The sequence below is a fragment of the Sphingobium sp. WCS2017Hpa-17 genome, from assembly GCF_031843765.1.
Taxonomy (GTDB): domain Bacteria; phylum Pseudomonadota; class Alphaproteobacteria; order Sphingomonadales; family Sphingomonadaceae; genus Sphingobium.
Genome location: NZ_JAVTIV010000020.1, coordinates 60,594 through 80,639, shown reverse-complemented (window position 1 = coordinate 80,639; position 20,046 = coordinate 60,594). Strand labels below are relative to the sequence as shown.

The window sequence follows — 20,046 nt, the reverse complement described above, 5'->3', positions numbered from 1 at the left end:
GCCATGACGGGGGACGACAGCCTTCCTGATCCGCTGACACCTGCGGACTGCGATCTGCGGGGCCTGCCATTCATGCCGCTCGACACGGTGCGACTGCTCGACAGCGACTTCTTCGCGCTGGCGACGCCGGAGGAATTTCGGGCGGGCTTGGCTCTATGGTGCAAGTCCTGGCAGCAGGTGCCGGCTGGTAGCCTTCCCGATGACGATCGCATTCTGGCTCACTTATCCGGCGCGCGTGACAAGTGGTGTGACATGCGTGACATGTCACTGCACGGCTGGGTAAAATGCAGTGACGGGCGCCTTTATCACCCTGTGGTCTGCGAAAAGGCGATGGAAGCGCTGCCTCAACGTCGCGAGTTTCAGAGCAAAAAAGCAGCTGCATCAGAGCGCAAAGAGCGTGAGCGGCAGGATCGGAAAGCGCTTTTTGCGGGGCTGAAAGCGATAGGGATAACGCCGGACTTCCACGCAAAAACCTCGGAGTTGCGGGCTTTAGCAGCCACAAACGGGATCACCATCAACCATGAAAATGGTGAGAGTGACAAGTCACAGCATGTCACGGCTAAGAGAGGGACAGTAAAGGGAGAGGGAGAGGGAGAGGGATTATATAATAATACTCCTTCGGAGAGTGGCCGCGCAGGACGCGGCACCCGCCTCCCCGATGATTTCGTCATGCCCGACGACTGGAAGGCTTACGCCGCTGGCAAGGGTCACAGCCGCGCCGTCATCGAGCGGGAGGCGGAGAAGTTCAGGCTCCACTGGCAAACCAAGACGGGCAAGGACGCGACCAAGATCGACTGGCTCAAAACTTGGCAAAAGTGGGTGCTGGGCATCCAGCCTGAGCGCGGAAGCGGGCACCAGCAAAACCTTGGAAGGGGCGGCGAGTTCACGCCGATTTCCGGGCCATGCTGAACGTCGACCAAAAGCTGCGCGAGCTGGGAATCACCGTTCGTTCAACCGATCCGGGCAACCGGAAAACCACCTGCCCGCAATGCTCGGCGTCCCGGAAAAACAAGCGCGACCCCTGCCTGTCGGTAACCTTCGCCCACGGCGGTTTCGTATATTTTTGCCACAATTGCTCATGGAAGGGCGGCTACGACAATGATCGCGACACAGCACGCGAACTGGATCGCCGGGCGAAAGCTCAGTCTCGAACTGGCGGTCGAAAAGGGTCTGTTCACGAAGAGCGAAGGCGGCGCGAACTGGCTGGCGATCCCTTACGTCGAGCATGGGGAGGTCGTGAACCACAAGTATCGGCTCACGGGCAAAAAACGGCACATGATGGATTCGGGGGCGCCCCTCGTCCTGTGGAACCACGACGCGCTGCTGGACGATCGGGTGACATCACCGGACCGCCCGGCGATAATCACCGAGGGCGAATGGGACGCGCTGGCGGCGATCCAGTCGGGGTTCCCGTTCACCGTCTCCGTCCCCAACGGCGCCCCGAAGGAGGAGACGGCTCTGGGCGATGACGGCGGCGATGCCGAGCGATATCGTTTCATCTGGCGGGCGCAGGCGGTGCTGGACCGTGTCGGCCGGTTCATCCTGGCAGTAGACAACGATGGACCGGGCATAGCGCTCGCTGCCGATCTGGCGCGTCGGCTGGGGCCTGAACGCTGCATGTTCGTCCGCTACCCAGATGGCTGCAAGGATCTCGGCGAAGTTCTGGACCGCCACGGCGAAGCCGGGGTCAAAACCGTGCTGGATGCCGCCAAGCCTTACCCTGTGAAGGGCATCTATCGGTTTTCGGATTTCCCGGACCGCCCTCCCCTGACCGGCCGGTCGCTGGGGCTGCCAGCGCGGGACGACGCTATCCGCTTCGTGCCCGAAACACTGACCGTTTGGACCGGCTTTGCCGGCGGCGGCAAGACATCGCTGCTCGTTTTCATCCTCGCCAAGCTGATCCGACAGGGGATCACCGTGACCGTCGGCAGCTTCGAGACGATCCCGCGACCGGTCCTGCATGCGAAGATGATCGAGGCGCTATGCCGCTCGACGCTGCGCAATATCCAGCCTGAGCAAAGGGCGTGGGCGGAGGAACTGCTCGAAAAGCATTTCTTCATTCTCGCCCAGACGATCGGCGATGAAGACGATGAACTGACACTGGAGGAAATCCTTGAACGCGCCCGCGTCACGATCGTGCGGGATGGATCGAGCCTGCTCTTGCTCGATCCTTGGAACGAACTGGAACACAAGCGCCGCCCGGACGAGGGTGAGCATGATTATACCGGCCGCGCCATCCGCATGCTCAAATCCTTCGCCCGAAATAATGGGGTGGCGGTCTGGGTTGTCGCCCACCCTAAAAAGCCCGGCGAATGGGGGGCCAAGGCCTCCGCGCCGGGCCTCTACGAGGTCAGCGGCTCCGCGCATTGGGCCAACAAGGCTGACTATGGCGTCGTCATCCACCGGCCCGACAAGACGAAGACAATTACCGAGATGTCGGTGACCAAGGTGCGGATGGGGATGCCCGGTTATGAGTGTTCGATTAAGCTCGAATGGAAGTGGTTCACGGCCGAGTATGGAGATGGTGGAAATGATATCGACGTCTGAAAACATCGCGAAAGTCGCTGAGCAAGTCGCAGCTCTTTGCGAGGAAATCCGATCGGAGGCGATGGGTGAAGCACTGCCCGCCGTGACTTCGTCCAATCGGGTTGATGGGCGACTTTCGGGGCTGTTGTTCGCCATCCATCATATCGGCGCGACGCTGGATATCCTGGGCGGCCAGAGCCTTGTCAGCAAGGTCATTTTGGAAGTGGAAGAGCGGCTGGACGACGTGAACGTCTCGGTCTTCCTGAACCGTCGCTGGGATGGATATCCGCGATCCGGCCCCCGGCTTCCGTCCGGCGACGAAGCGGAGGGCGACGATGAACCTGAATTGTGACACCTGCCGCTATTGGGTACGCATGTCTGACAAGGATGGCGTGTTCACCGATGCTGGCTTTGATGTGCTGGACGAGCAGACCGGCCAATGCCGGCGATATCCTCCGACAGCCGGCTATAATCAGATGGCAGTCGATGGACACACCTACTCGTCTGATGGTGCGAACCGCGCTGTCTGGCCTATCACGTGGGATGGGCATTGGTGCGGCGAGCATCATCCCCGCCTGACCGTGGTCGAAGGTGGTGCCTCGGCATGAAGCACCGCCGCCCTGCCCCCGAAGACATCACCGCCGCGCTGATGGCGGTAAAGCTGCTGGTCAAGGGCATGAACGGGGCCATGCCCACGCTGGCGGCCGAAATGCGCAGGGAGGCCTGCGAGCGCATCGATGACGTGATTGACGATATTGGAAGGATGAAGCGGTGATTGAGTTGGCGGATCGGTTCTGCATCCTGCGCATGTCGGGTCCGGGCACCATGCGTGTCACGACGTCGCTGGCCGGCGCAGGCTTCGATGTCTGGACTCCGGTCGAGACGCAGGTGCGGCGGCTTCCTCGCAGCAAGAAGACGGCTGAGCGGGAAATGCCGGTCATGCCGACCTATGCCTTCGCCCCCGCCGACCGTCTGCGCGATCTGCTGGCGATATCGGCGGCGCTGGACAGCCAGCATCCGCCGTTCTCGATCTTCCGGCACCGTGACCATTTCCCGCTGATCGCTGCCCGATCCCTATTGCCGTTGCGGGAGGCGGAAGAGCGTCAGCGCGAAGCTGCGCGGAGGCGTCAGCGGGAGAGCGAGCCGATACCGACCTTCCCGGCCGGAGATCATGTGCGGGTGCAGGACGGCGCCGCTACCGGCAAGTGCGGCGTGGTGGTCGAGCAGAAGGGCCGCAAGGTGCTGGTCGCCTTCCCGAATACGCTGATGACCTGGGAAATCGATGCCTTGATTTTGGTGTCCGAAATGATAGACAGGAGCGAGCCGAAAGGCACCGCTGCCAGAGCAGCAAAGGCGCGATAGGTCTGGTAGCCGCCGAGCTACTGCCCGCCCACCGAACGCAGGACGCGCATAGCGCTCCGGCGACGGTGAAAGATATTGCCTAATTTCTGTTCCCGCTCTGGCTGGTTTGTCCCCGTCTTCGGACGGTTCCAGCTATCGGGCTTGGTGACGCGGCGGCGTGGATAGACACGCAGTCGCCAAGGGGCGAGGCGCACTGAACCCCTTCTAGATGGACAGGATGGCGCTACTGGTGCGACGCGTGGCATCCCCCTGTCGATAGCCGGCACCTAAACCCGGCCCGCGCCACACCACAGCCGCATAGAGCAGTCCGGTAGCTCGTCAGCCTCATAAGCTGAAGGCCGGCGGTTCAAATCCGCCCGCTGCCACCATTCATCGGAGCGCCCATGCAGCAGCGCCCTTCCCCCGCCGATCAGATGGAGCGCCTTGCCAGCGAGCTGCATATGCTGGCCTTCGACATGCGCGAACCATCGCGGTCACACGATCGAGTTGAGCGGATCATTGGCGACGGTGAGCGCATAGCCGCCGAGGTCCGCGCGCTCGTGCGTGGGCGATAGGAGGACGGCATGGCGATCAAGGTAACCAAGCGGGGATCCCTGCCGGAGCATGACCTGTTCGCCGGCACATGCCATCGGTGCAAGACGGAGGTGGAGTTCGAGCGGCAAGATGCTCGCTTTACCGATGATCAGCGTGATGGCGGCTATCTGACCGTCCCCTGCCCCACCTGTCGCGACAACATCAGCGTCCAGGCCAACAGGCCAAAGCCCCCGGCTCCGTCGCGGTGAGCAAGCTCAAGGCTATCGGCAGCCACCTTGCGACCCTCAAGCCCACGGTGGGCTTCCTGCAACAGGAAAAGCGCGGCGAGACTGCGACCCGTCTGGCCTATGCGCCATGGCGCAGATGGTACAGCACAGAGCGCTGGCGCAAGCTGCGCATCGCCATCTTCGAGCGCGATGGCTTCACATGCCAGTGGCCCGGATGCGGGCGCGTAGAGGGGAACACATCGCGCCTCGTTGCCGACCACAAGATCAAGCATCGCGGCGATATCCGCCTGTTCTGGGACGAGAATAATCTGCAAACGCTGTGCAAGCCATGTCACGATGGCGCGAAGCAGCGGGCAGAGCAGGGAGCGCCACTATGATCGTGCCCGTCCGCTACAGCATCCATCAGAAAGACTTTGACCCTGCCATCGGCCGTTGCCTGCTCATATCGCTCGATGGCGTGGAGCAACAGGCGGTCGTTGCCTATGACTGCGAGGCGGGATGGGTCGATCGGCATGTCCTGGACGAAAACGGGCAGGCGCAGCCCGATCCGCAGTGGCGCGGCCAATACTGGATGGAGCGGGTCACAGGCGCGGTCACCGTGACGCTGACACCACCCCCCGTCCAAAAGTCCTGAGCGCCTTGCCCGCCCCGACCGGTGCTGCTCTCACGCAGAGAAAAAATCCTGCTGGATGAAATGGGGTGCGAACTTTCGCCGGAGGTAGACGCCGATGGCGAGCCGCAAAAATACTATCGATTGGCCCCGCATCGAAATCGAATACTTGGCGGGCGAAGATTCGATCAGGGAAATAGCTGATCGGCACGAGATTTCCGACACCGCTATTCGTAAGCGCGCGAAGGCGGAGGGGTGGGAGAGATTGGTTCGCACTGCGAACCGGCGCGAACCTGACCGGTCCCCGCCCCCTCCGCCCCCTTCCGACCCGGCCACGCCTGCGGATTCTGCCAAGGTCGCAGATGACGCCCGGTCGCTCATCGGTCGGATGCTGGACGAGCTGGACGTCGTCACCAGCCGGCGCGGCGAACTGGAGGATATGATTGTCGAAGCCACCGACGGTGATGACGATGACGCCCGGCGCGACGCAATGATGAAGGCGCTGAGCCTGCCCAGCCGAGCGAACACGCTCAAGACGCTGGCACTGGCGCTGAAAACGACCAACGAGGCCTCGGCGCCGCAGGGTAAAAAGGCAGCCGCGCAGGACCGCGCAAACGCCGTTGGCGGCGGCCGGCGCTTTGGGGCCATGGGTGCCCCGCAGCTCAAAGCCGTGAAGTAAGGTGACCGAATGGTCGACGGCGTGCCTGGACTGGAAACGCCGCATCAGGGATCGCCGGTCCCTGATCCCTTTCAGCCCGCTGTTCCCCGCCTCGGTAGAGGCGAAGATGGCGGTCTTCACGTCGCTCAAGATTGTCGACCTGGGCATCAACCCGGCGACGGAAGATTATTGGACGATTGGCGAATCGGCGGACGAATGGCTGCTCGACTTCGCCGCCGCCATATTCGGGGCCTATAACCCGGAGACGGGCGAGCAGATGATCCGCAAGGGCCTGCTGCTCGTGTCCAAGAAGAACACGAAGTCGACCATCGCGGCCGGCATCATGCTCACCGAACTGATCTGCGGCTGGAGGCCGTCAGACGAAAACCTGATCCTCGCCCCCACGATCGAGGTCGCCGGGAACAGCTTCAAGCCGGCTTGCGACATGATCCGCAATGATGAGGAACTGAACGACCTCCTGCACATCCAGGAACATGTTCGGCTCATCACCAACCGGGTGTCGAAGGCCACGCTCAAGGTCGTGGCGGCCGACAGCGCGACGGTGTCGGGCAAGAAGGCGAGCCGCGTCCTCATCGATGAGCTTTGGTTGTTTGGCAAGAAGGCGACGGCCGACGCGATGTTCCGCGAGGCATCGGGCGGACAGGTGTCGCGGCCGGAGGGCTACACCCTATTCCTGACTACGCAGTCGGACGAGCCACCGGCCGGCGTGTTCAAGGAGATGCTGGCCTATGCGCGCGATGTCCGCGACGGGCTGATCGAAGACAGGGAATTCCTCCCGGTCCTGTACGAGTTCCCCGACGAGATGATCGCGGCGGACGAGCATCTGGACCCGGCCAATTTCTACATCACCAACCCGAACCTGGGGCGTTCGGTCAGCCAGAAGTGGCTGGAGAGCGAATTCCGGCAGGTCGAAAACGCCGAGGACGGCACCAAACAGGTCTTTTACGCCAAGCACCTGAATGTGGAGATCGGCGTCGGCCTGCGCCACGATGCGTGGATCGGCGCGCTCTACTGGCAACATGCCGCTGCGCCGGCCGAATTGTGGGACGGCACATTGGAGCAGTTCCTCGCCATCATAGAGGTGGCGGTCGCTGGCATTGATGGCGGCGGTCTGGACGATCTTCTCGGCTTGGCACTGCTGGGCCGGCACAAGGTGACCAAGCAGTGGCTGCTTTACTGCCACGCCTGGGCGCAACTGGACGTGTTCGAGCGCCGGAAGGATATCGCCAGCCGGCTGGCCGATTTCATGAAAGAGCGCACGCTCACCAAGTGCGAGAGCCCCACTCAGGATCTGGTGGAAATCGCCGACCTGCTGGAGCGGGTGAAGGATAAGGGGCTGTTCCCGGATCAAGCGGCCATCGGCCTTGATCCTCAAGGCGTCACCACACTGGTCGATGAGCTATCCAGCCGCGGCTTCACAGGCGAGCAGATGCTGGCCGTTCCGCAGGGCTTCCGCCTTTCCGGCGCGATATGGGGCACAGAGCGAAAGCTGAAGGACGGGACGCTGGTCCACGGCGGGCAGGAACTGATGGCCTGGTGTGTCGGCAATGCAAAATGCGAACAGCGCGCCAACGCGGTGCTGATAACCAAACAGGTTGCGGGCAAGGCGAAGATCGACCCGCTCGTGGCCGCCTTCAACGCCGTGATGCTGATGAGCCGTAATCCGGGGGTCAAAGGGCCGTCCGTATATGAGAATCGCGGCGTGCGCCGGATCTAAGGAGGCACGATGCCCTCACCTGATGATTATCGGCGGGCGGCGGGCTTCAGGCGATCGACCGCCGGGTCTGTCGCAGTCGCCCGCACCACCGCCGGGCCGGTGCAGGCCTTCGATAGCATGGACATAAACAGCCCGCTCCTACGCGAATTTCTCGGCGCTGGGCGTATGTCGTCGGCTGGCTTGACCGTTACACAGCGCCTGGCGCTGAAAAACAGCGGGTTCTTCCGCGCCTGCAACCTGATCTGTTCTTCCGTCGGCATGTTGCCGACACATCTGCATCGCCGCAAAGCTGACGGCACGACGGAAAAGGCCAAGGATCACCCCTTCTACCGCGTGCTGCACAAGCGCCCGAACGGCTATCAGACAGCGTTCGAGTTCAAGAGCTACATGCAGTTGGTGGCCCTGCTGGACGGAAACGCCTATGCGCGCGTCGTCTGGGGCGTCCGCCGCGGCCAGCGCGTGGTGCTGGCCATGCTGCCCTATCCCCGCGGGACCGTGAAGTCTGAGCTGGGCGACGATCTCGAACTCGTTTTCCGATACACGCCGCGCAAGGGCGGTGAAGCCAAAACGCTAGATCCGCGGGAAGTCTTTCACTTCCGCCACCCTCTAAGCCCGGACGGCGTGAACGGCCTTTCCCTGCTCGACGTGGCGGTAGAAACGCTGGGCCTTGCTGCCGCTGCTGAAAAGGCCGTTGCCCGCCTGCTCGCCAAGGGCGTGATGGCTGCCGGTGCCATCCAGTTCCCGAACGAGCTGGGTGACAAGGCATATGAGCGCCTGCGCGACAGCATGAACGAGGATCATAGCGGCGCGGAAAACTCCGGATCGTGGTTCATTTTGGAAGAGGGCGGCGAAGCCAATGCCTTCGCCTCCGCCCGCGACAGCCAGACCGATGAGACGCGCAAGCGGCAGGATGAGAATATCGCCCGCTTCACCGACATTCCCCGCCCCCTGCTGATGATGGACGAAACCAGTTGGGGCACCGGCATCCGCGAGCTTGGGCTCTTCTTCGTCACATACTGCCTCATGAAGTGGTTCACCGCCTGGGAGCAGGCGCTGGAGCGGTCCTGTCTCACCGAAGAGGAGCAGGATGCGGACGAGCTCTACATCAAGTTCAATGAAGGCGCCCTGCTGCGCGGTTCGCTGAAAGAGCAGGCCGAATTCTTCTCCAAGGCTCTCGGCAACAATGCAGCGTGGATGGAGCCCAATGAAGTGCGCGCCAACTTCGAACTGAACCCCGTCGAGGATGGCAACGGCCTTCCCAAGCCTGCGGCGAAAGCGGCCACCAGCCCCAAGGAACTGGACGATGAGTGATCCCAAGCAGCCGGGCGGCAAGCCCGCCGCAGTGAAGACGGTCGGGGTCCGCCCGGCTCCCGGCGCCAAGCCGGTGCAGCCCGCGCCGGGCCGTCCCGCTTCGATCCTGGGCAAGGTGCAGGGGCGCAACCGGCCCGGCGCGCTCCCCATTCCGGCAAGCCGTGACGTCAGCGCCTTCTCGCCCGCGACCGTCCTCGATCGGTGGAACGCAGACGCGGCCGGCGTCCGACCGTCGGCGCTGGAGACGGGCGACAACGTCATTACGATGTTCGATATCATCGGCGAAGACTGGTGGACCGGCGGCGGTGTCACCGCGAAGCGGGTTGCGGCCCAGCTGCGCGCGATCGGCGACCGGCCCGTCGAGGTCCAGATCAACAGCCCTGGCGGCGACATGTTCGAAGGGCTCGCCATCTACAACGTGCTGCGCGAGCATCCGCAGGATGTGACGATCAAGGTCATGGGCATGGCTGCATCGGCCGCGTCCGTGATCGCTATGGCGGGCGACACCGTCCAGATCGGCGCGGCATCGTTTTTGATGATCCATAATTGCTGGGTATATGCCGCCGGCAATCGCAACGACATGCTGGAAGTCGCGGACTATCTGGCGCCGTTCGACCAGGCGATGGCCGATGTCTACGCCCAGCGCAGCGGCCAGAAGGTCGCTGATTGCGCGAAGTGGATGGACGCCGAGACCTACATGTCCGGTTCGGTCGCCATCGATCGCGGATTTGCGGACGAGCTGCTGGCCGCCGACCAGACCAAGGTCGATGAGAAGGCCAAGGCCTCCGACCGCGATGTCAACGACGTGCGCGCCATGGAAATGGCGCTCGTTTCCAGCGGGATGACGCGCACCCAGGCGCGCGCCCGCATCAAAAGTCTCAAGGGCACGCCCGGCGCTGCCCCTGACCCCGCCGACACGCCTGGCGCTGAAGGCAATGACACCGGCTGGATGGCTGCCGCGCAGTCCTTCCTCGCCGAGATCCGCAAGTAACCAGGAGCGTAAGATGAAGTATCATTCCAAGGCCGCCTTGTCGGCGGTGGCGACCCTGCTCGCCCATCCTTTCCGCACGATGTTCGCCGCCCGCAAGGGCGAACTGACCCTGACCGCGCCGACGCTCGCGCCCCGCGAACTGCCGGTGCTGCCTCGTGCCCTCATCGGCGCGACGGTCCGGGCGGACGTGACCACCGATCCGAAGGCCATGATCGAGCAGCTTCAGGCGGCCCATAAGGAATTCCGCGACACGATCGAGGCGAATATCGGCGCGAAGGCCGATGGGGCCGAGGTCACGGAAAAGCTGAACAAGCTCAACGGGACGATGAACTCCCTGGAAACGACCCTCAACGAACATGCGTTGAAGATCGCAGCGGCGTCCATGAACCCGAACGGCCAGAAGGCTGCTCCCGTCGACCCTGAATATTCCAACGCCTTTGCGTCGTTCATGCGCACCGAAAGCGCCGAAGACCATCGAAAGCTGATGGCGGCGCAGAAGGTCGGTCCCCGCGCCGCTATGTCGGAAGGCGTGCCCGCCGATGGCGGCCTCCTCACGCCAATCGAGTGGGACCGCACCATTTCCGGGCGTCTGAAGCTCATCACGCCGATGCGTCAGGAATCGACGGTCATCTCGATCTCGAAGGCCGGCTTCACCAAGCTGTTCACCGATCGCACGGTCGGCAGCGGCTGGGTGGGTGAAACCGCGTCGCGCCCCGCGACCGCCACGCCGCAATTCACCGCCCTGCCCTTCGGCCTTGGCCAGCTCTATGCGAACGCCGCGGCGTCGCAGGACGTGCTGGACGATGCCGAGATCAATCTGGAAAATTGGCTGACCGGTGAAATCGAAACCGAGTTCTCGCGTCAGGAAGGCATTGCCTTCGTCGGCGGTGACGGCACCAACAAGCCCTATGGGTTCCTGACCTATGCCACCGGCGGCGCGGCTGCGGCCCGTCATCCGTGGGGCGCGATCGAGGTGGTGACCAGCGGCGCGGCTGCCGCCATCACCGCCGACAAGGTGGTGGACATCGTCTACAAGCTGCCGGCCGTCTATACGCCCAACGCCAAATTCTTCACCAACCGTTCGTCGCTGGGTGCCGTCCGGAAGCTGAAGGACGGCCAGAACAACTATCTATGGCAGCCGACCTTCGTCGCCGGTCAGCCGTCCACGCTGGCGGGCTATCCGGTGGTCGACATGCCCGACATGCCGAATATCGTCGCCGACGCGCTGTCGCTGGCCTTCGGCGACATGAAGGAGACCTATCTGGTGATCGACCGGATCGGCTTCCGCGTCCTGCGCGACCCCTACACCAACAAGCCGTACATCTGCTTCTACTGCACGAAGCGCGTCGGCGGGGGCGTGAAGAACCCGGACTCCATGAAGGCCATGAAGATCGGCGCCTGATCCTCGCCAGCCTGACCGGGCCGGTTAATGCCGGCCCGGCTTTTCGAAGCGCCGCGAGCGGGGCGGCGTTTCGACAAGCCAAGGAGACATTTCATGAACGATGTGACGAAGCTGCTGGACGGCAGTGTGGACGATGTGAAGGGCGGCCTTGCCGGTCTGTCCCATGATGACCTGTTGAAGCTGAAGTCTGCCGAAGAGGCGGGCAAGAAGCGCAGCGGCGTGCTGGACGCGCTGGCGTCGGCGATTGCGACGGCGGAGGCCGATCGCGCCCAGGGCTTCACCCAGGCGAGCGCCAACCCGCCCGCCATCGCCGCGCAGTTGGACACGTCTGGCCCGGCGAACATCCCGGCGGCCGACGCCTTCGACCCGTCGGGCGCGCCCTTGCAGGTTGTGCCGGACGTCGACCCCAATCACCCGGCCGTCGACAATGACCCGCGCGCGGGCACGACCGAGTTGCAGAACCGCATCGACTTCAACGACCCGACCAAGCCGGGCCATGAAGTTGTCGCCGAGCAGCTCGCCGGCAAGAAGTAAGGGGTGGGGCCGGCTCGCCCGGCCCCATAGCTAGGAGGCTGCATGGCCATTCCTGTCAGCCTTGATGATGCCAAGATCCAGTTGCGGGTCGAGCTGGATGACGCCGAGCGTGATGATGAAATCCGCGGCTTCATTGATGACGCGGCGGCATGGATCGAGGAATGGACCGGCCATATCCTCGAAGCGCGCGACGTGACGGCCGAGTTTAGCGCGCTCGACCGGATGACGTTCCGCGAATATCCGATCGCCAGCGACGCCGTGCCGACGGTCACCTATGAAGGTGCCGATGGACAGGCCTGGCCGGTCACCACCGTCCGCATGAATGTCAGCGCCCGCCCGGCGCGCGTCGTGTCATGGGTTGGCTATCGTTTCCCTGCCATCCCGGTCGGCGCGCCCATCACCGTCACGGTCCGTGCCGGCTATGAGGATGCCGACACCGTGCCGGGCGTGTTCCGGCGCGTCATGCTGATGCTGATCGGTGCCTATGACGATGACCGGGAGGGCGGCGCGACATTGGAGAAGGCAGAGAAGACCGCGCGCCGCCTTTGTAACGGCCTCAGGATTCGCAGGCTGTGAAGAAGGGGCGGCTCAAATGGCGGGTATCCATCTGGAGATCAGCGACTGTCGATGATGGTATCGCCGCTGTGGACGGTGAGCCGGCTGAAGTCGGCAAGCGCTGGGCGGAAAAGATTGACGTCAGCGATGGCGAAAAGCTTCGCGCCCAACAGATGGGGCAGGAACTGTCGACCCGGTTTGCAATGGCCGGAGACTCACTGTCGCGCACCATCACCGCATCGGACATCATAAAGTGCGAAGGCGCTACCTATTATGTCGTGGGCACGAAAGCGGTCGGCAACCGGCGCAATGAAGAAGTCGAGATAACCTGCTCATCGCGGCCGGACATGCGTCCGTCATGAAGATGAGCATCAAGATCGTCGGAACGGACCAGATCGCGCGCAATCTCAGGGCGATGGGGAAGGCGCTGCGACGAGAGACGCTAGTGCCGATCATCGAGGAAGAGCTTGAACCGATGGCGGACGACATGCGCGCGGGCGCGGCGCGCGGGTCTGGCGAGATGGCGGACAGCGTAACGGTCGGCACCGAACTCTCCCCTGCGCAGGCTGCGATCGTGGAGCCGATCGCCGAGATCGAAGTCTATGCCGGACCCGGCCCCCTGCCCCAGGCGATCCAGGAAGAGTTCGGCAATATCCATCAGGAGCCGCGCCCGTTCATTCGCCCGGCCTTCGACGGCAATATCGACCGCGCGCTGAAGAATGTCGGCCGGCGCGGCATCGACGCGATACTGGACGCCGGCAAGAAGGGCTGAGCCATGGAAGAGGCGCTTCGTGCCAAGCTGCGGGCGACTGCGGCGCTCACAGCCCTTGTCGGCACCCGCATCGATTGGGGCCTTCGCGGAACAGGCGCAGGACTGCCGGCAGTTCGACTGTTCGAGATTAGCGGCGGGCCGCGAATGAACATGTCCGGCGGCAGTGCATGGACGCGCTGCCGGGTACAGATCGACTGCCTCGGCCGCACTTACAAGGCAGCCCGCGACATCGCCGACATCCTCGCGAAGCCGCCCACCGGGATCTTGAGCGGTATGCGTGAGACGGTTTCTGGCGTCCGGCTGCGCACCTTCATCATGAACCGCCGCGCCGACACTGATGAGGACGCAGAGGGCATCGTTCATCGCACCTCGATCGACGCAATGGTCTGGCACGCCGCCGACTAGCGGCGCTCCACCCGAAATTTAACTGAGGGCGCAGGTCGCGCCAATTAGGAGGAAAGACATGGCAGAGACTAATGCCGCGACCGACATCGGTCTGCTCACGACGTTCGGCAAGGTGGTAAGCGGCAACTACACGCCGTTCGCTGAGATGACCGAACTCAACCCGCCCGAAACGACCCGCGACGGCCCGGAATTTACTCACTTCGGCAGCCCGGACGGCTTCCGCGAGTTCAAGCCGGGCCTCGCCGATGCGGGTGAGGTAAGCCTCTCCTACAATCTGGTCGCCGGCTTGCTGGACGACGACACTATCCACGACCATCTGGCCACCCGCGCCGTTGAGACCTGGCGCATCGTTTTCCCAAACGGCGCGAAGCTGGACGTGAAGGCCTTCGCCACCGCGCATGGCCGCGCTACCCCGATCGATGACCGCATGACCGGCTCGGCGACCTTCAAGGTCACCGGCAAGCCCGTCCTCACCCCGGCAGCCTGAGCATGACCGCCGCCAATAAGCATCGCGGCCAGCTCGGCTTCGAGGTCGACGGCAATCGCTGGGTCTTCGCTTTCACAACGAACGCCCTGTGCGCTGTGGAAGAGGAGTTTGACCTCAAGGATATCAGCGAACTGGAGACGGTGCTGTCGCAGTCTCCGTCGCTGCGCACGATCCGCAAGCTTTTCCGCATTGGCCTGACCGACTGTCACCCGGATATGACCGACCATGAGGCCGGACAGATCATGGAGGCGGTCGGCGGGCTGGAGCCTTCGCTCGAACTCATCATGCGCGCTGTCGAACAGGCGTTTCCGGAGGCCGCCACGGATGGCGCGGCGCGCCCTCGCAAGGCGCCGGCCAAGCCGAAGCCGGCCGGCCGTGGGACTGGACGCGGCTCCATGGGAGCTGGGTCCAAGCCGGGTTAGACCCCGTTCAATATTGGGGACTGACCCCTCGCGAGATTGCGCGTGTGATCGAAGCGAAAGGGCGGGACCGGTGCAGCTTGCATGATCTGGTCATGCAGGCGGCATGGACGGCCGGTGTCATCGGGCGGGCGAAGAAAGTCCCGCCGCTTAAGAACTTCATGATCTCGCCGGCATCCACGCCGAAGCGGCAAAGCTGGCAAGCGATGTACGTCGCCGCCACCGCGTGGGCGTCGGAACGGGGTTCTATTGTCGAAGAGGGGGGCGCCGCATGAACATGGCAGTCGTCGGTGCCGCCCGCGTCGTCTTTGGCGCGGACACCTCTGATTTCGACGCGGGTGCCAAGGGCGTCGAAGGCGTCCTTGGCCGCCTGGTCGAAAAGTTTCAGGAGGTCGAGAAGCGGATCAAGGGGATTGGGGCCGGCGTCACGCTCGGAATCACCGTGCCCTTTGCCGCGATGGTGCGCGCGGTCGACAAGGGCGCCGGGTCGTTTCAGGGCCAGATGAAGAAGGTGGAGGCCGCGCTCGGCGCCGTGTCGGGCGAAGAGCTGAAGCAGCTATCGGACATGGCGCGGACGATGGGGCCAGCCGTTGGCAAGGGTGCCACCGAAGCGGCAGAGGCGATTGAAGCGCTTGGACTGGCAGGCGTCTCCACCGCCGATATCATGGGTGGCGCACTGAAGGCCGCGTTGGACCTGTCGGCCGCCGGCATGGTTGACGCCGGTTCCGCATCATCGCTCGTCACCGACATCATGGGCCAATTCAAGATCTCGGCTGCCCAGCTACCCGGCGTGGTGCAGAAGGTCGTGGGCGCGCTCGACACGTCGAAGTTCGGCTTCGATGATTTCCGCCTTGCGGTCGGCCAGGGTGGCGCGGTCGCAGCGTCGGCTGGCGTGGGCTTCATGGACTTCGCTACCGCGATCTCCGCGACCAGCACGCAGTTTACCAGCGGCGCAGACGCTGGCACGTCGTTCAAAACCTATATCCAGAGCCTTGTCGGCAACAGCAACCAGGCCAAGGCCGCCATGAAGAAGCTGGGAATTTCCTTCTTCGACGTGCAGACCGGGCAGATGAAGCCGCTGGCAGAGCAAGCCCAGATATTGCGTGATGCGATCGGCGGCCTGACCGACGACGCAAAGACCGAGGCCCTCAAAACGATCTTCGGCTCCGATGCGTCGCGAACCGCAATCGGACTGATGGAGCAAGGCGCCGACGGGTTCAACAAGTTGCAGGCGGCCATTGCCGGCGGTGACGTTGAGGCCAAAATCCAGAAGCGCATGGAAGGTTCGGAGGCGGCCGGGCGCCGCATTGCGGTCGCTTGGGAGAGTGTGAAGATCGCGCTGGGCATGGATACCGGCCTGCTGGACATCGTGACCGCCATCAAGAACGGCTTCGCGCGCATGCTGGAGGCCATCGCTAACGCGCCGCCGGCCGTCCTGAAGGTGGGCGCGGCATTCTCCGCCCTCGCCGCCGCGATCGGTCCGCTGCTCGTTATCGTCGGTCATCTGGGCGCTGTGTTGCTCGCGCATTTCGCGGCATCACGCTTCGGCCTGATAGGCAAGGCGCTTGGCCTCATCATCGCGCCGGTGTCGACGCTGATCGGCATGCTGGGAGAGATGGGGCTTGCCCGCGTGCTGATGATGGTCGGATCGCGCTTGCTCGCCCTCGCCGGCCCGGTCGGCTGGGCGATTGGCGCGTTTCTACTGTTCAAAGATCAGATCATCTTCGCGCTGTCGGCAGTGTGGAAAAGCCTGAGCGAAACGCTCGGTCCGCCGCTGGAGGCAATTATCACGAAGGTCGGCGCGATCTTCTCCAAGCTATCGAGCGGGCCGGTCGGCACAGCGGTTGCTGCTATCGTCACTCTGCTTTCAGGCTTGGCCGACGTAGTGGGCACGGTTCTCGTGGGGGCAATTCTCCTGGCGGGCGAAATCGTGGAGCGCGTGATGACGGTGATCGTGACCGCCATCTCGTGGATGCTGGACATCGTCAGCGGCGCGATCGATGTTGTCAGCGCATTGTTGAATGGCGACTTTTCCGGCGCATGGGAGGCAGTCGGAAAGTTAATCGACGCTGAGATTGCGATGATCCTCGCGGTGATCGGAGCTTTCGTTCCCGAAATAAGCGCGTCGCTGAAATCGGTCTACGAAGAGGCCAAGCAATGGCTTGCCGAAGGCTTCCAGTCCATCGTCGGCGGGTTCACGTCGACCATCCAGTCCGGCGTCAACTATGCCACCAGCGCCTTCCCGAACGTCGTTGCCGCGGCCAAGAGCGTCTATACGGGCGTGAAGGGCTGGCTGGTCGACAAGTTCGGCGGCCTGATGACCTGGGTGGGCAACGCTGCAAAGTGGATCGGTGACCAGTATGCCGGCCTGAAAAAGCGTCTTGGCTTGGGCGAGAGCGGCAGCGCCAACAACGCCCCGCCACCGACCAAGCCCGAAACCGCGAGCCCGACCAGCGCGCCCGCGCCGAAGCGCTCCGTCAACTTCGATGATGACCCGGCGAGCAAGAAGAAGGGCGGCACGCCGAAGGGGCGGAATACGACCTATGATGCCGGCAACCGCCAGCAGCTGGCCGATGATATCGAACTGGAGGCGGCACGCCTGCGCGGTGACCGTGAAGCGGAACGGGCGATCCGCACCCGCCTCGAACTGAGCAAGCAGATTGAAGCCTATCAGCGGACCGGCCTCGGCATTGATGCTGCCACTGCCGCGGCCAAGAAGGACATGGCGACGCTGGAGGCTGCGCGTCGGGAGGGGCTGGCCAAGGATCTGGAGCGGGATGAGGCCGCGCATCAGATCGACCTCGCACGCATCGCTGGCAATCGTTCACTGGAAGAGACGCTCGCCCGGCAGGAAGAGCTTAAGGAGCGAATCGCGCAGTTGCATCGTGACGGGCAGTCTATCGAGGAGGCAACCGCTCGCGCGCTGCGCCAGCAGCTAGACATCGATAAGGCCCGCGCCGAAGTGCGAAAGCGCATGATCGCAGACGACGAGCAGGATCGTCAGTTGCGCCTGGCGCAGGCTCGGGGTGACAGCGAAGAGCGTATCCGCGCCCTTCAGCGCGAAATCGATATTCGTGAGCGTCAGCGCGAGCTGGAGCGCGATTTCGACAAGACGCCAGCGGAGGCCAAGAGGCAGGCCACCGAAGAATGGGATCAGATGGAAAGAGCCCGGCAAACAGGCGTTTTCCGCGACACTTTCAAGGATGGCGTGCGTGCTGCGCTCGATGGCGACCTCAAGGGATGGTTCAAGAACTGGTGGCGGGACCGCGTCGCGAAGGGCATGGAAGAGGCGCTGAACAGCCTGGCCGATCTTATCGCCAGCCTGTTCGCTAATGCTGGCCATGGCAGCGGTTCGGGCGGCGGCATCCTTGGATCGATCGTCAAAATCGTAGGCGGTGCGCTCGGCGGCAGTTCGCTGGGCGGCGTAAGCGCCTCCTCTCAATCCTATCTGGATGGCATGTCGGCAAATCTGGGCACGGCAAAAGACCTTCCCGGCTTCAAAACTGGCGGCACCGGCGTAATCAAGGGCAAGCCCGGCATCGATGCGAACCTGATCTCTTTCCGTGCCACAGCCGGCGAAATCATGAAGATCGAGCGGCCCGGCAATGACAACGGCCCGAATGGGATTCAGATCAGCATGCCGATGACATTCAGCGGCGCGATGGACCTGGCGACGAAGACGGAAGCTATCCGTTTCGCTGACGCTGCGCGGCAGGCTGCTATTCAGGGTGTCATGGAGGCGAACCGGCGTCGTGGCTGATCTCGATTGGCCCACCGGCCTCATGCCTTACAAGGTCATGTTCTACCTTCAGCCTCATGTGGGCGGGCAGGAAAGTCCCCTGACGCGCACGCGCAAGGTCTATGGCCTGTCCGCGCCCCGCTGGCTGGCGCGTCTGAGCTTCCGGGCCGGGCACGGCTATGATGAGGTTGGACTGGCAGAGGGTCGGGTCGGGCCGCAAGCGGATGACGCGCGGTTCTTTGCCGCGCGGCTCGATGCGTTGATCGCACAACTTGAGGGCGGCCTGACCCTTGTGCGGTTTCATGATTTCCGTCGGCCCCGTCCGCAAAGCCACCTGACGCTGTTCGGCCAAACGACCGTAGCAACGACGGCACTGGCGGGCGCCACGTCGATCGTCATCAACCGGGCGCAGGGCCTGATCGGGCCATCGATCGGCGATTACATCGGCGGGGATGATCGCCCGCACATCGTGGTCGATGTATCGCCCAGGGCAGGCAGCATGATGTCCAAGGGCGGCGCTGACGGCAAGATCACGCTGACCTTCAAGCCCCCGCTGTCGGCGCCTGTTGCCGCCGGCACCGCTCTGGAGGTCGGACCGATCACCGCCCCTTTCGAACTGACCAACAGTGAAGCCGGCGAAAATGAGGGCGAGGTGGGCGCACCTATCGAATATGTGCTGGACTTTATGGAGCGATTGCCATGAGCGGCCTGCGCGATCTTGATCCTGCCCTTCAGGGCGAAATCGAAAAGCCCGAGCTTCGCCCGTTCCTTGGCGTACATATCGACCTGCCCGATCCCGTCTTCGCTGTGACCGGCAATGCCACCATTACCTACGGCGGCGAGACATGGTCGGCGATCGGCGGCCTCGGGCAGATCGACACGATCGGCGAGGGCACCGACGGGTCAGCGGTGGGTGTTAAGGCCACGCTCTTTCAGGTGCCGGCCGAGTTCCGCGATGACGTCGCTGATCAGGCGACGCGCGGTTGCTTGTATGAGCTATTCGTCGGCGCGCTCGATGCCGGGTATAAGAATGTCATTGGGTTCAAGAAGATCTGGAAGGGTCGGCTCGACACCTATGAGATTGTGGATGCGGGCGAAACGATAACGGTGTCGGCTGGCGGTGAAAGCCGGATGCGGGATCAGCGCCGGCCGGCTATCAAGCGCTTCACCGACTGGTGGCAGCAGCGCAAATATCCGGGCGATGTAGCGCTTCAATATGTGAAGGCGATGGTCGAGGTTCAGATATTGTGGGCCAAAGCAAGGCAGGACGCGGTGTTGTGACCGATCCGGCGTGGGCTGATCATTGTGGCGATCGCTGGCGCGCCCACGTCCTGGCGGAAACCGGGATCGATATTTGCGATATCGTGGGACCATCTCCCCGGCGGCCTCGCGATTGGGTCAATATGATGAAGCGGCTGGGCGTCCGGGATATGTCGGGCGTCATCAGTGCCGTTCATGGCGAGCCCATTCCATATCGGCAGGCCATGCGCGGCGACATCGTCCAGCGCGGCTGGGCGATCGGCATCTGCCGCGGCGATCAGGCTGAGTTCTTCGGCGGGGATACCGTCGCAATGCGGGATATCAACCTCGCTTGGAGGCTATAGACATTTCTCTATGCCATGACGGACGCGAGCGCCGGACACGCCGCGAAGCTCAATGCGCGTCCGATCTCCCGGCAAAATGAGAACGTCAGATACGGCGCGCCCCCAAGAAGAGAAGCGAATGCGAACGCCTTCAGTGGCAGGCACCATAGCTGGTGCTGCCAGATAGGATAAG

27 protein-coding genes and 1 tRNA gene are annotated in these 20,046 nt (G+C 63.4%); all 28 read left to right on the top strand.

Going from position 1 to position 20,046, the window contains the following annotated elements:
* The first annotated feature begins 3 nt into the window (after nt 1-3).
* The 28 genes from RQH62_RS20520 (at nt 4) to RQH62_RS24980 (ending at nt 19,874) form a co-directional block, all read left to right on the top strand.
* Nucleotides 4-909, top strand: a complete 906-nt coding sequence (locus RQH62_RS20520; protein ID WP_311270530.1) for a DUF1376 domain-containing protein — start codon at nt 4-6, stop codon at nt 907-909.
* 189 nt (nt 910-1,098) lie between these two features.
* Nucleotides 1,099-2,547: an AAA family ATPase gene (locus RQH62_RS20515; RefSeq protein ID WP_311270511.1), complete on the top strand. Its 1,449-nt coding sequence runs from the start codon at nt 1,099-1,101 to the stop codon at nt 2,545-2,547.
* Nucleotides 2,548-2,608: 61 nt separating this feature from the next.
* A complete protein-coding gene (locus RQH62_RS20510; protein WP_311270510.1) occupies nt 2,609-2,878 on the top strand; it encodes a hypothetical protein in 270 nt (89 codons plus the stop codon).
* A complete protein-coding gene (locus tag RQH62_RS20505; RefSeq protein WP_311270509.1) occupies nt 2,862-3,134 on the top strand; it encodes a hypothetical protein in 273 nt (90 codons plus the stop codon). The genes RQH62_RS20510 and RQH62_RS20505 overlap by 17 nt, the downstream gene beginning before the upstream one ends.
* Complete coding sequence (locus RQH62_RS20500) at nt 3,131-3,301, top strand: hypothetical protein (protein WP_311270508.1); 171 nt, start codon at nt 3,131-3,133, stop codon at nt 3,299-3,301. The genes RQH62_RS20505 and RQH62_RS20500 overlap by 4 nt, the downstream gene beginning before the upstream one ends.
* Nucleotides 3,298-3,888, top strand: a complete 591-nt coding sequence (locus RQH62_RS20495; protein ID WP_311270507.1) for a hypothetical protein — start codon at nt 3,298-3,300, stop codon at nt 3,886-3,888. Before RQH62_RS20500 ends, RQH62_RS20495 begins: the two co-directional genes overlap by 4 nt.
* Nucleotides 3,889-4,182: 294 nt before the next feature.
* Nucleotides 4,183-4,256, top strand: a tRNA-Met gene (locus RQH62_RS20490).
* 15 nt (nt 4,257-4,271) lie between these two features.
* Nucleotides 4,272-4,442, top strand: a complete 171-nt coding sequence (locus tag RQH62_RS20485) for a hypothetical protein (protein WP_311270506.1) — start codon at nt 4,272-4,274, stop codon at nt 4,440-4,442.
* 9 nt (nt 4,443-4,451) lie between these two features.
* Entirely contained in the window at nt 4,452-4,670 is a 219-nt protein-coding gene (locus tag RQH62_RS20480) for a hypothetical protein (protein ID WP_311270505.1), read from the top strand.
* Nucleotides 4,667-5,026: an HNH endonuclease signature motif containing protein gene (locus RQH62_RS20475; protein ID WP_311270504.1), complete on the top strand. Its 360-nt coding sequence runs from the start codon at nt 4,667-4,669 to the stop codon at nt 5,024-5,026. Before RQH62_RS20480 ends, RQH62_RS20475 begins: the two co-directional genes overlap by 4 nt.
* Nucleotides 5,023-5,283, top strand: a complete 261-nt coding sequence (locus RQH62_RS20470; RefSeq protein ID WP_311270503.1) for a hypothetical protein — start codon at nt 5,023-5,025, stop codon at nt 5,281-5,283. The genes RQH62_RS20475 and RQH62_RS20470 overlap by 4 nt, the downstream gene beginning before the upstream one ends.
* Before the next feature lie 94 nt (nt 5,284-5,377).
* Nucleotides 5,378-5,938 carry a hypothetical protein gene (locus RQH62_RS20465; RefSeq protein WP_311270502.1) on the top strand — a complete coding sequence of 187 codons (561 nt, stop codon included), beginning with the start codon at nt 5,378-5,380 and terminating at the stop codon, nt 5,936-5,938.
* Nucleotides 5,939-6,044: 106 nt separating this feature from the next.
* Nucleotides 6,045-7,655 (top strand): terminase TerL endonuclease subunit, encoded by a 1,611-nt coding sequence (locus RQH62_RS20460; RefSeq protein ID WP_311270501.1) that lies wholly within the window; start codon nt 6,045-6,047, stop codon nt 7,653-7,655.
* A 9-nt stretch (nt 7,656-7,664) separates the two neighbouring features.
* The gene (locus RQH62_RS20455) at nt 7,665-8,966 is read left to right on the top strand and encodes a phage portal protein (protein ID WP_311270500.1); all 1,302 of its coding nucleotides are present in this window, start codon (nt 7,665-7,667) and stop codon (nt 8,964-8,966) included.
* On the top strand, nt 8,959-9,957 hold the full coding sequence (locus RQH62_RS20450) for a head maturation protease, ClpP-related (protein ID WP_311270499.1): 999 nt from the start codon (nt 8,959-8,961) through the stop codon (nt 9,955-9,957). Before RQH62_RS20455 ends, RQH62_RS20450 begins: the two co-directional genes overlap by 8 nt.
* 13 nt (nt 9,958-9,970) lie before the next feature.
* Nucleotides 9,971-11,359 carry a phage major capsid protein gene (locus tag RQH62_RS20445; protein WP_311270498.1) on the top strand — a complete coding sequence of 463 codons (1,389 nt, stop codon included), beginning with the start codon at nt 9,971-9,973 and terminating at the stop codon, nt 11,357-11,359.
* Nucleotides 11,360-11,452: 93 nt separating this feature from the next.
* Nucleotides 11,453-11,893, top strand: coding sequence for a hypothetical protein (locus RQH62_RS20440; RefSeq protein ID WP_311270497.1), 441 nt, complete (start codon nt 11,453-11,455; stop codon nt 11,891-11,893).
* Between the two features lie 42 nt (nt 11,894-11,935).
* Nucleotides 11,936-12,469 carry a phage head-tail connector protein gene (locus RQH62_RS20435; protein ID WP_311270496.1) on the top strand — a complete coding sequence of 178 codons (534 nt, stop codon included), beginning with the start codon at nt 11,936-11,938 and terminating at the stop codon, nt 12,467-12,469.
* Complete coding sequence (locus RQH62_RS20430) at nt 12,466-12,810, top strand: head-tail adaptor protein (RefSeq protein ID WP_311270495.1); 345 nt, start codon at nt 12,466-12,468, stop codon at nt 12,808-12,810. The genes RQH62_RS20435 and RQH62_RS20430 overlap by 4 nt, the downstream gene beginning before the upstream one ends.
* The gene (locus RQH62_RS20425) at nt 12,807-13,220 is read left to right on the top strand and encodes an HK97 gp10 family phage protein (RefSeq protein WP_311270494.1); all 414 of its coding nucleotides are present in this window, start codon (nt 12,807-12,809) and stop codon (nt 13,218-13,220) included. The genes RQH62_RS20430 and RQH62_RS20425 overlap by 4 nt, the downstream gene beginning before the upstream one ends.
* A gap of 3 nt (nt 13,221-13,223) precedes the next feature.
* Nucleotides 13,224-13,625, top strand: a complete 402-nt coding sequence (locus RQH62_RS20420) for a DUF3168 domain-containing protein (RefSeq protein WP_311270493.1) — start codon at nt 13,224-13,226, stop codon at nt 13,623-13,625.
* 58 nt (nt 13,626-13,683) lie between these two features.
* Entirely contained in the window at nt 13,684-14,112 is a 429-nt protein-coding gene (locus tag RQH62_RS20415; protein WP_311270492.1) for a phage tail tube protein, read from the top strand.
* 2 nt (nt 14,113-14,114) lie between these two features.
* Entirely contained in the window at nt 14,115-14,534 is a 420-nt protein-coding gene (locus tag RQH62_RS20410; RefSeq protein ID WP_311270491.1) for a hypothetical protein, read from the top strand.
* Nucleotides 14,535-14,611: 77 nt separating this feature from the next.
* Entirely contained in the window at nt 14,612-14,806 is a 195-nt protein-coding gene (locus RQH62_RS20405) for a hypothetical protein (RefSeq protein ID WP_311270490.1), read from the top strand.
* On the top strand, nt 14,803-18,291 hold the full coding sequence (locus RQH62_RS20400) for a phage tail tape measure protein (protein ID WP_311270489.1): 3,489 nt from the start codon (nt 14,803-14,805) through the stop codon (nt 18,289-18,291). Before RQH62_RS20405 ends, RQH62_RS20400 begins: the two co-directional genes overlap by 4 nt.
* Nucleotides 18,284-18,973: a hypothetical protein gene (locus tag RQH62_RS20395; RefSeq protein ID WP_311270488.1), complete on the top strand. Its 690-nt coding sequence runs from the start codon at nt 18,284-18,286 to the stop codon at nt 18,971-18,973. The genes RQH62_RS20400 and RQH62_RS20395 overlap by 8 nt, the downstream gene beginning before the upstream one ends.
* A complete protein-coding gene (locus RQH62_RS20390; RefSeq protein ID WP_311270487.1) occupies nt 18,970-19,551 on the top strand; it encodes a hypothetical protein in 582 nt (193 codons plus the stop codon). Before RQH62_RS20395 ends, RQH62_RS20390 begins: the two co-directional genes overlap by 4 nt.
* The gene (locus tag RQH62_RS24980; protein WP_405053576.1) at nt 19,446-19,874 is read left to right on the top strand and encodes a DUF6950 family protein; all 429 of its coding nucleotides are present in this window, start codon (nt 19,446-19,448) and stop codon (nt 19,872-19,874) included. The genes RQH62_RS20390 and RQH62_RS24980 overlap by 106 nt, the downstream gene beginning before the upstream one ends.
* Nucleotides 19,875-20,046 lie beyond the last annotated feature (172 nt).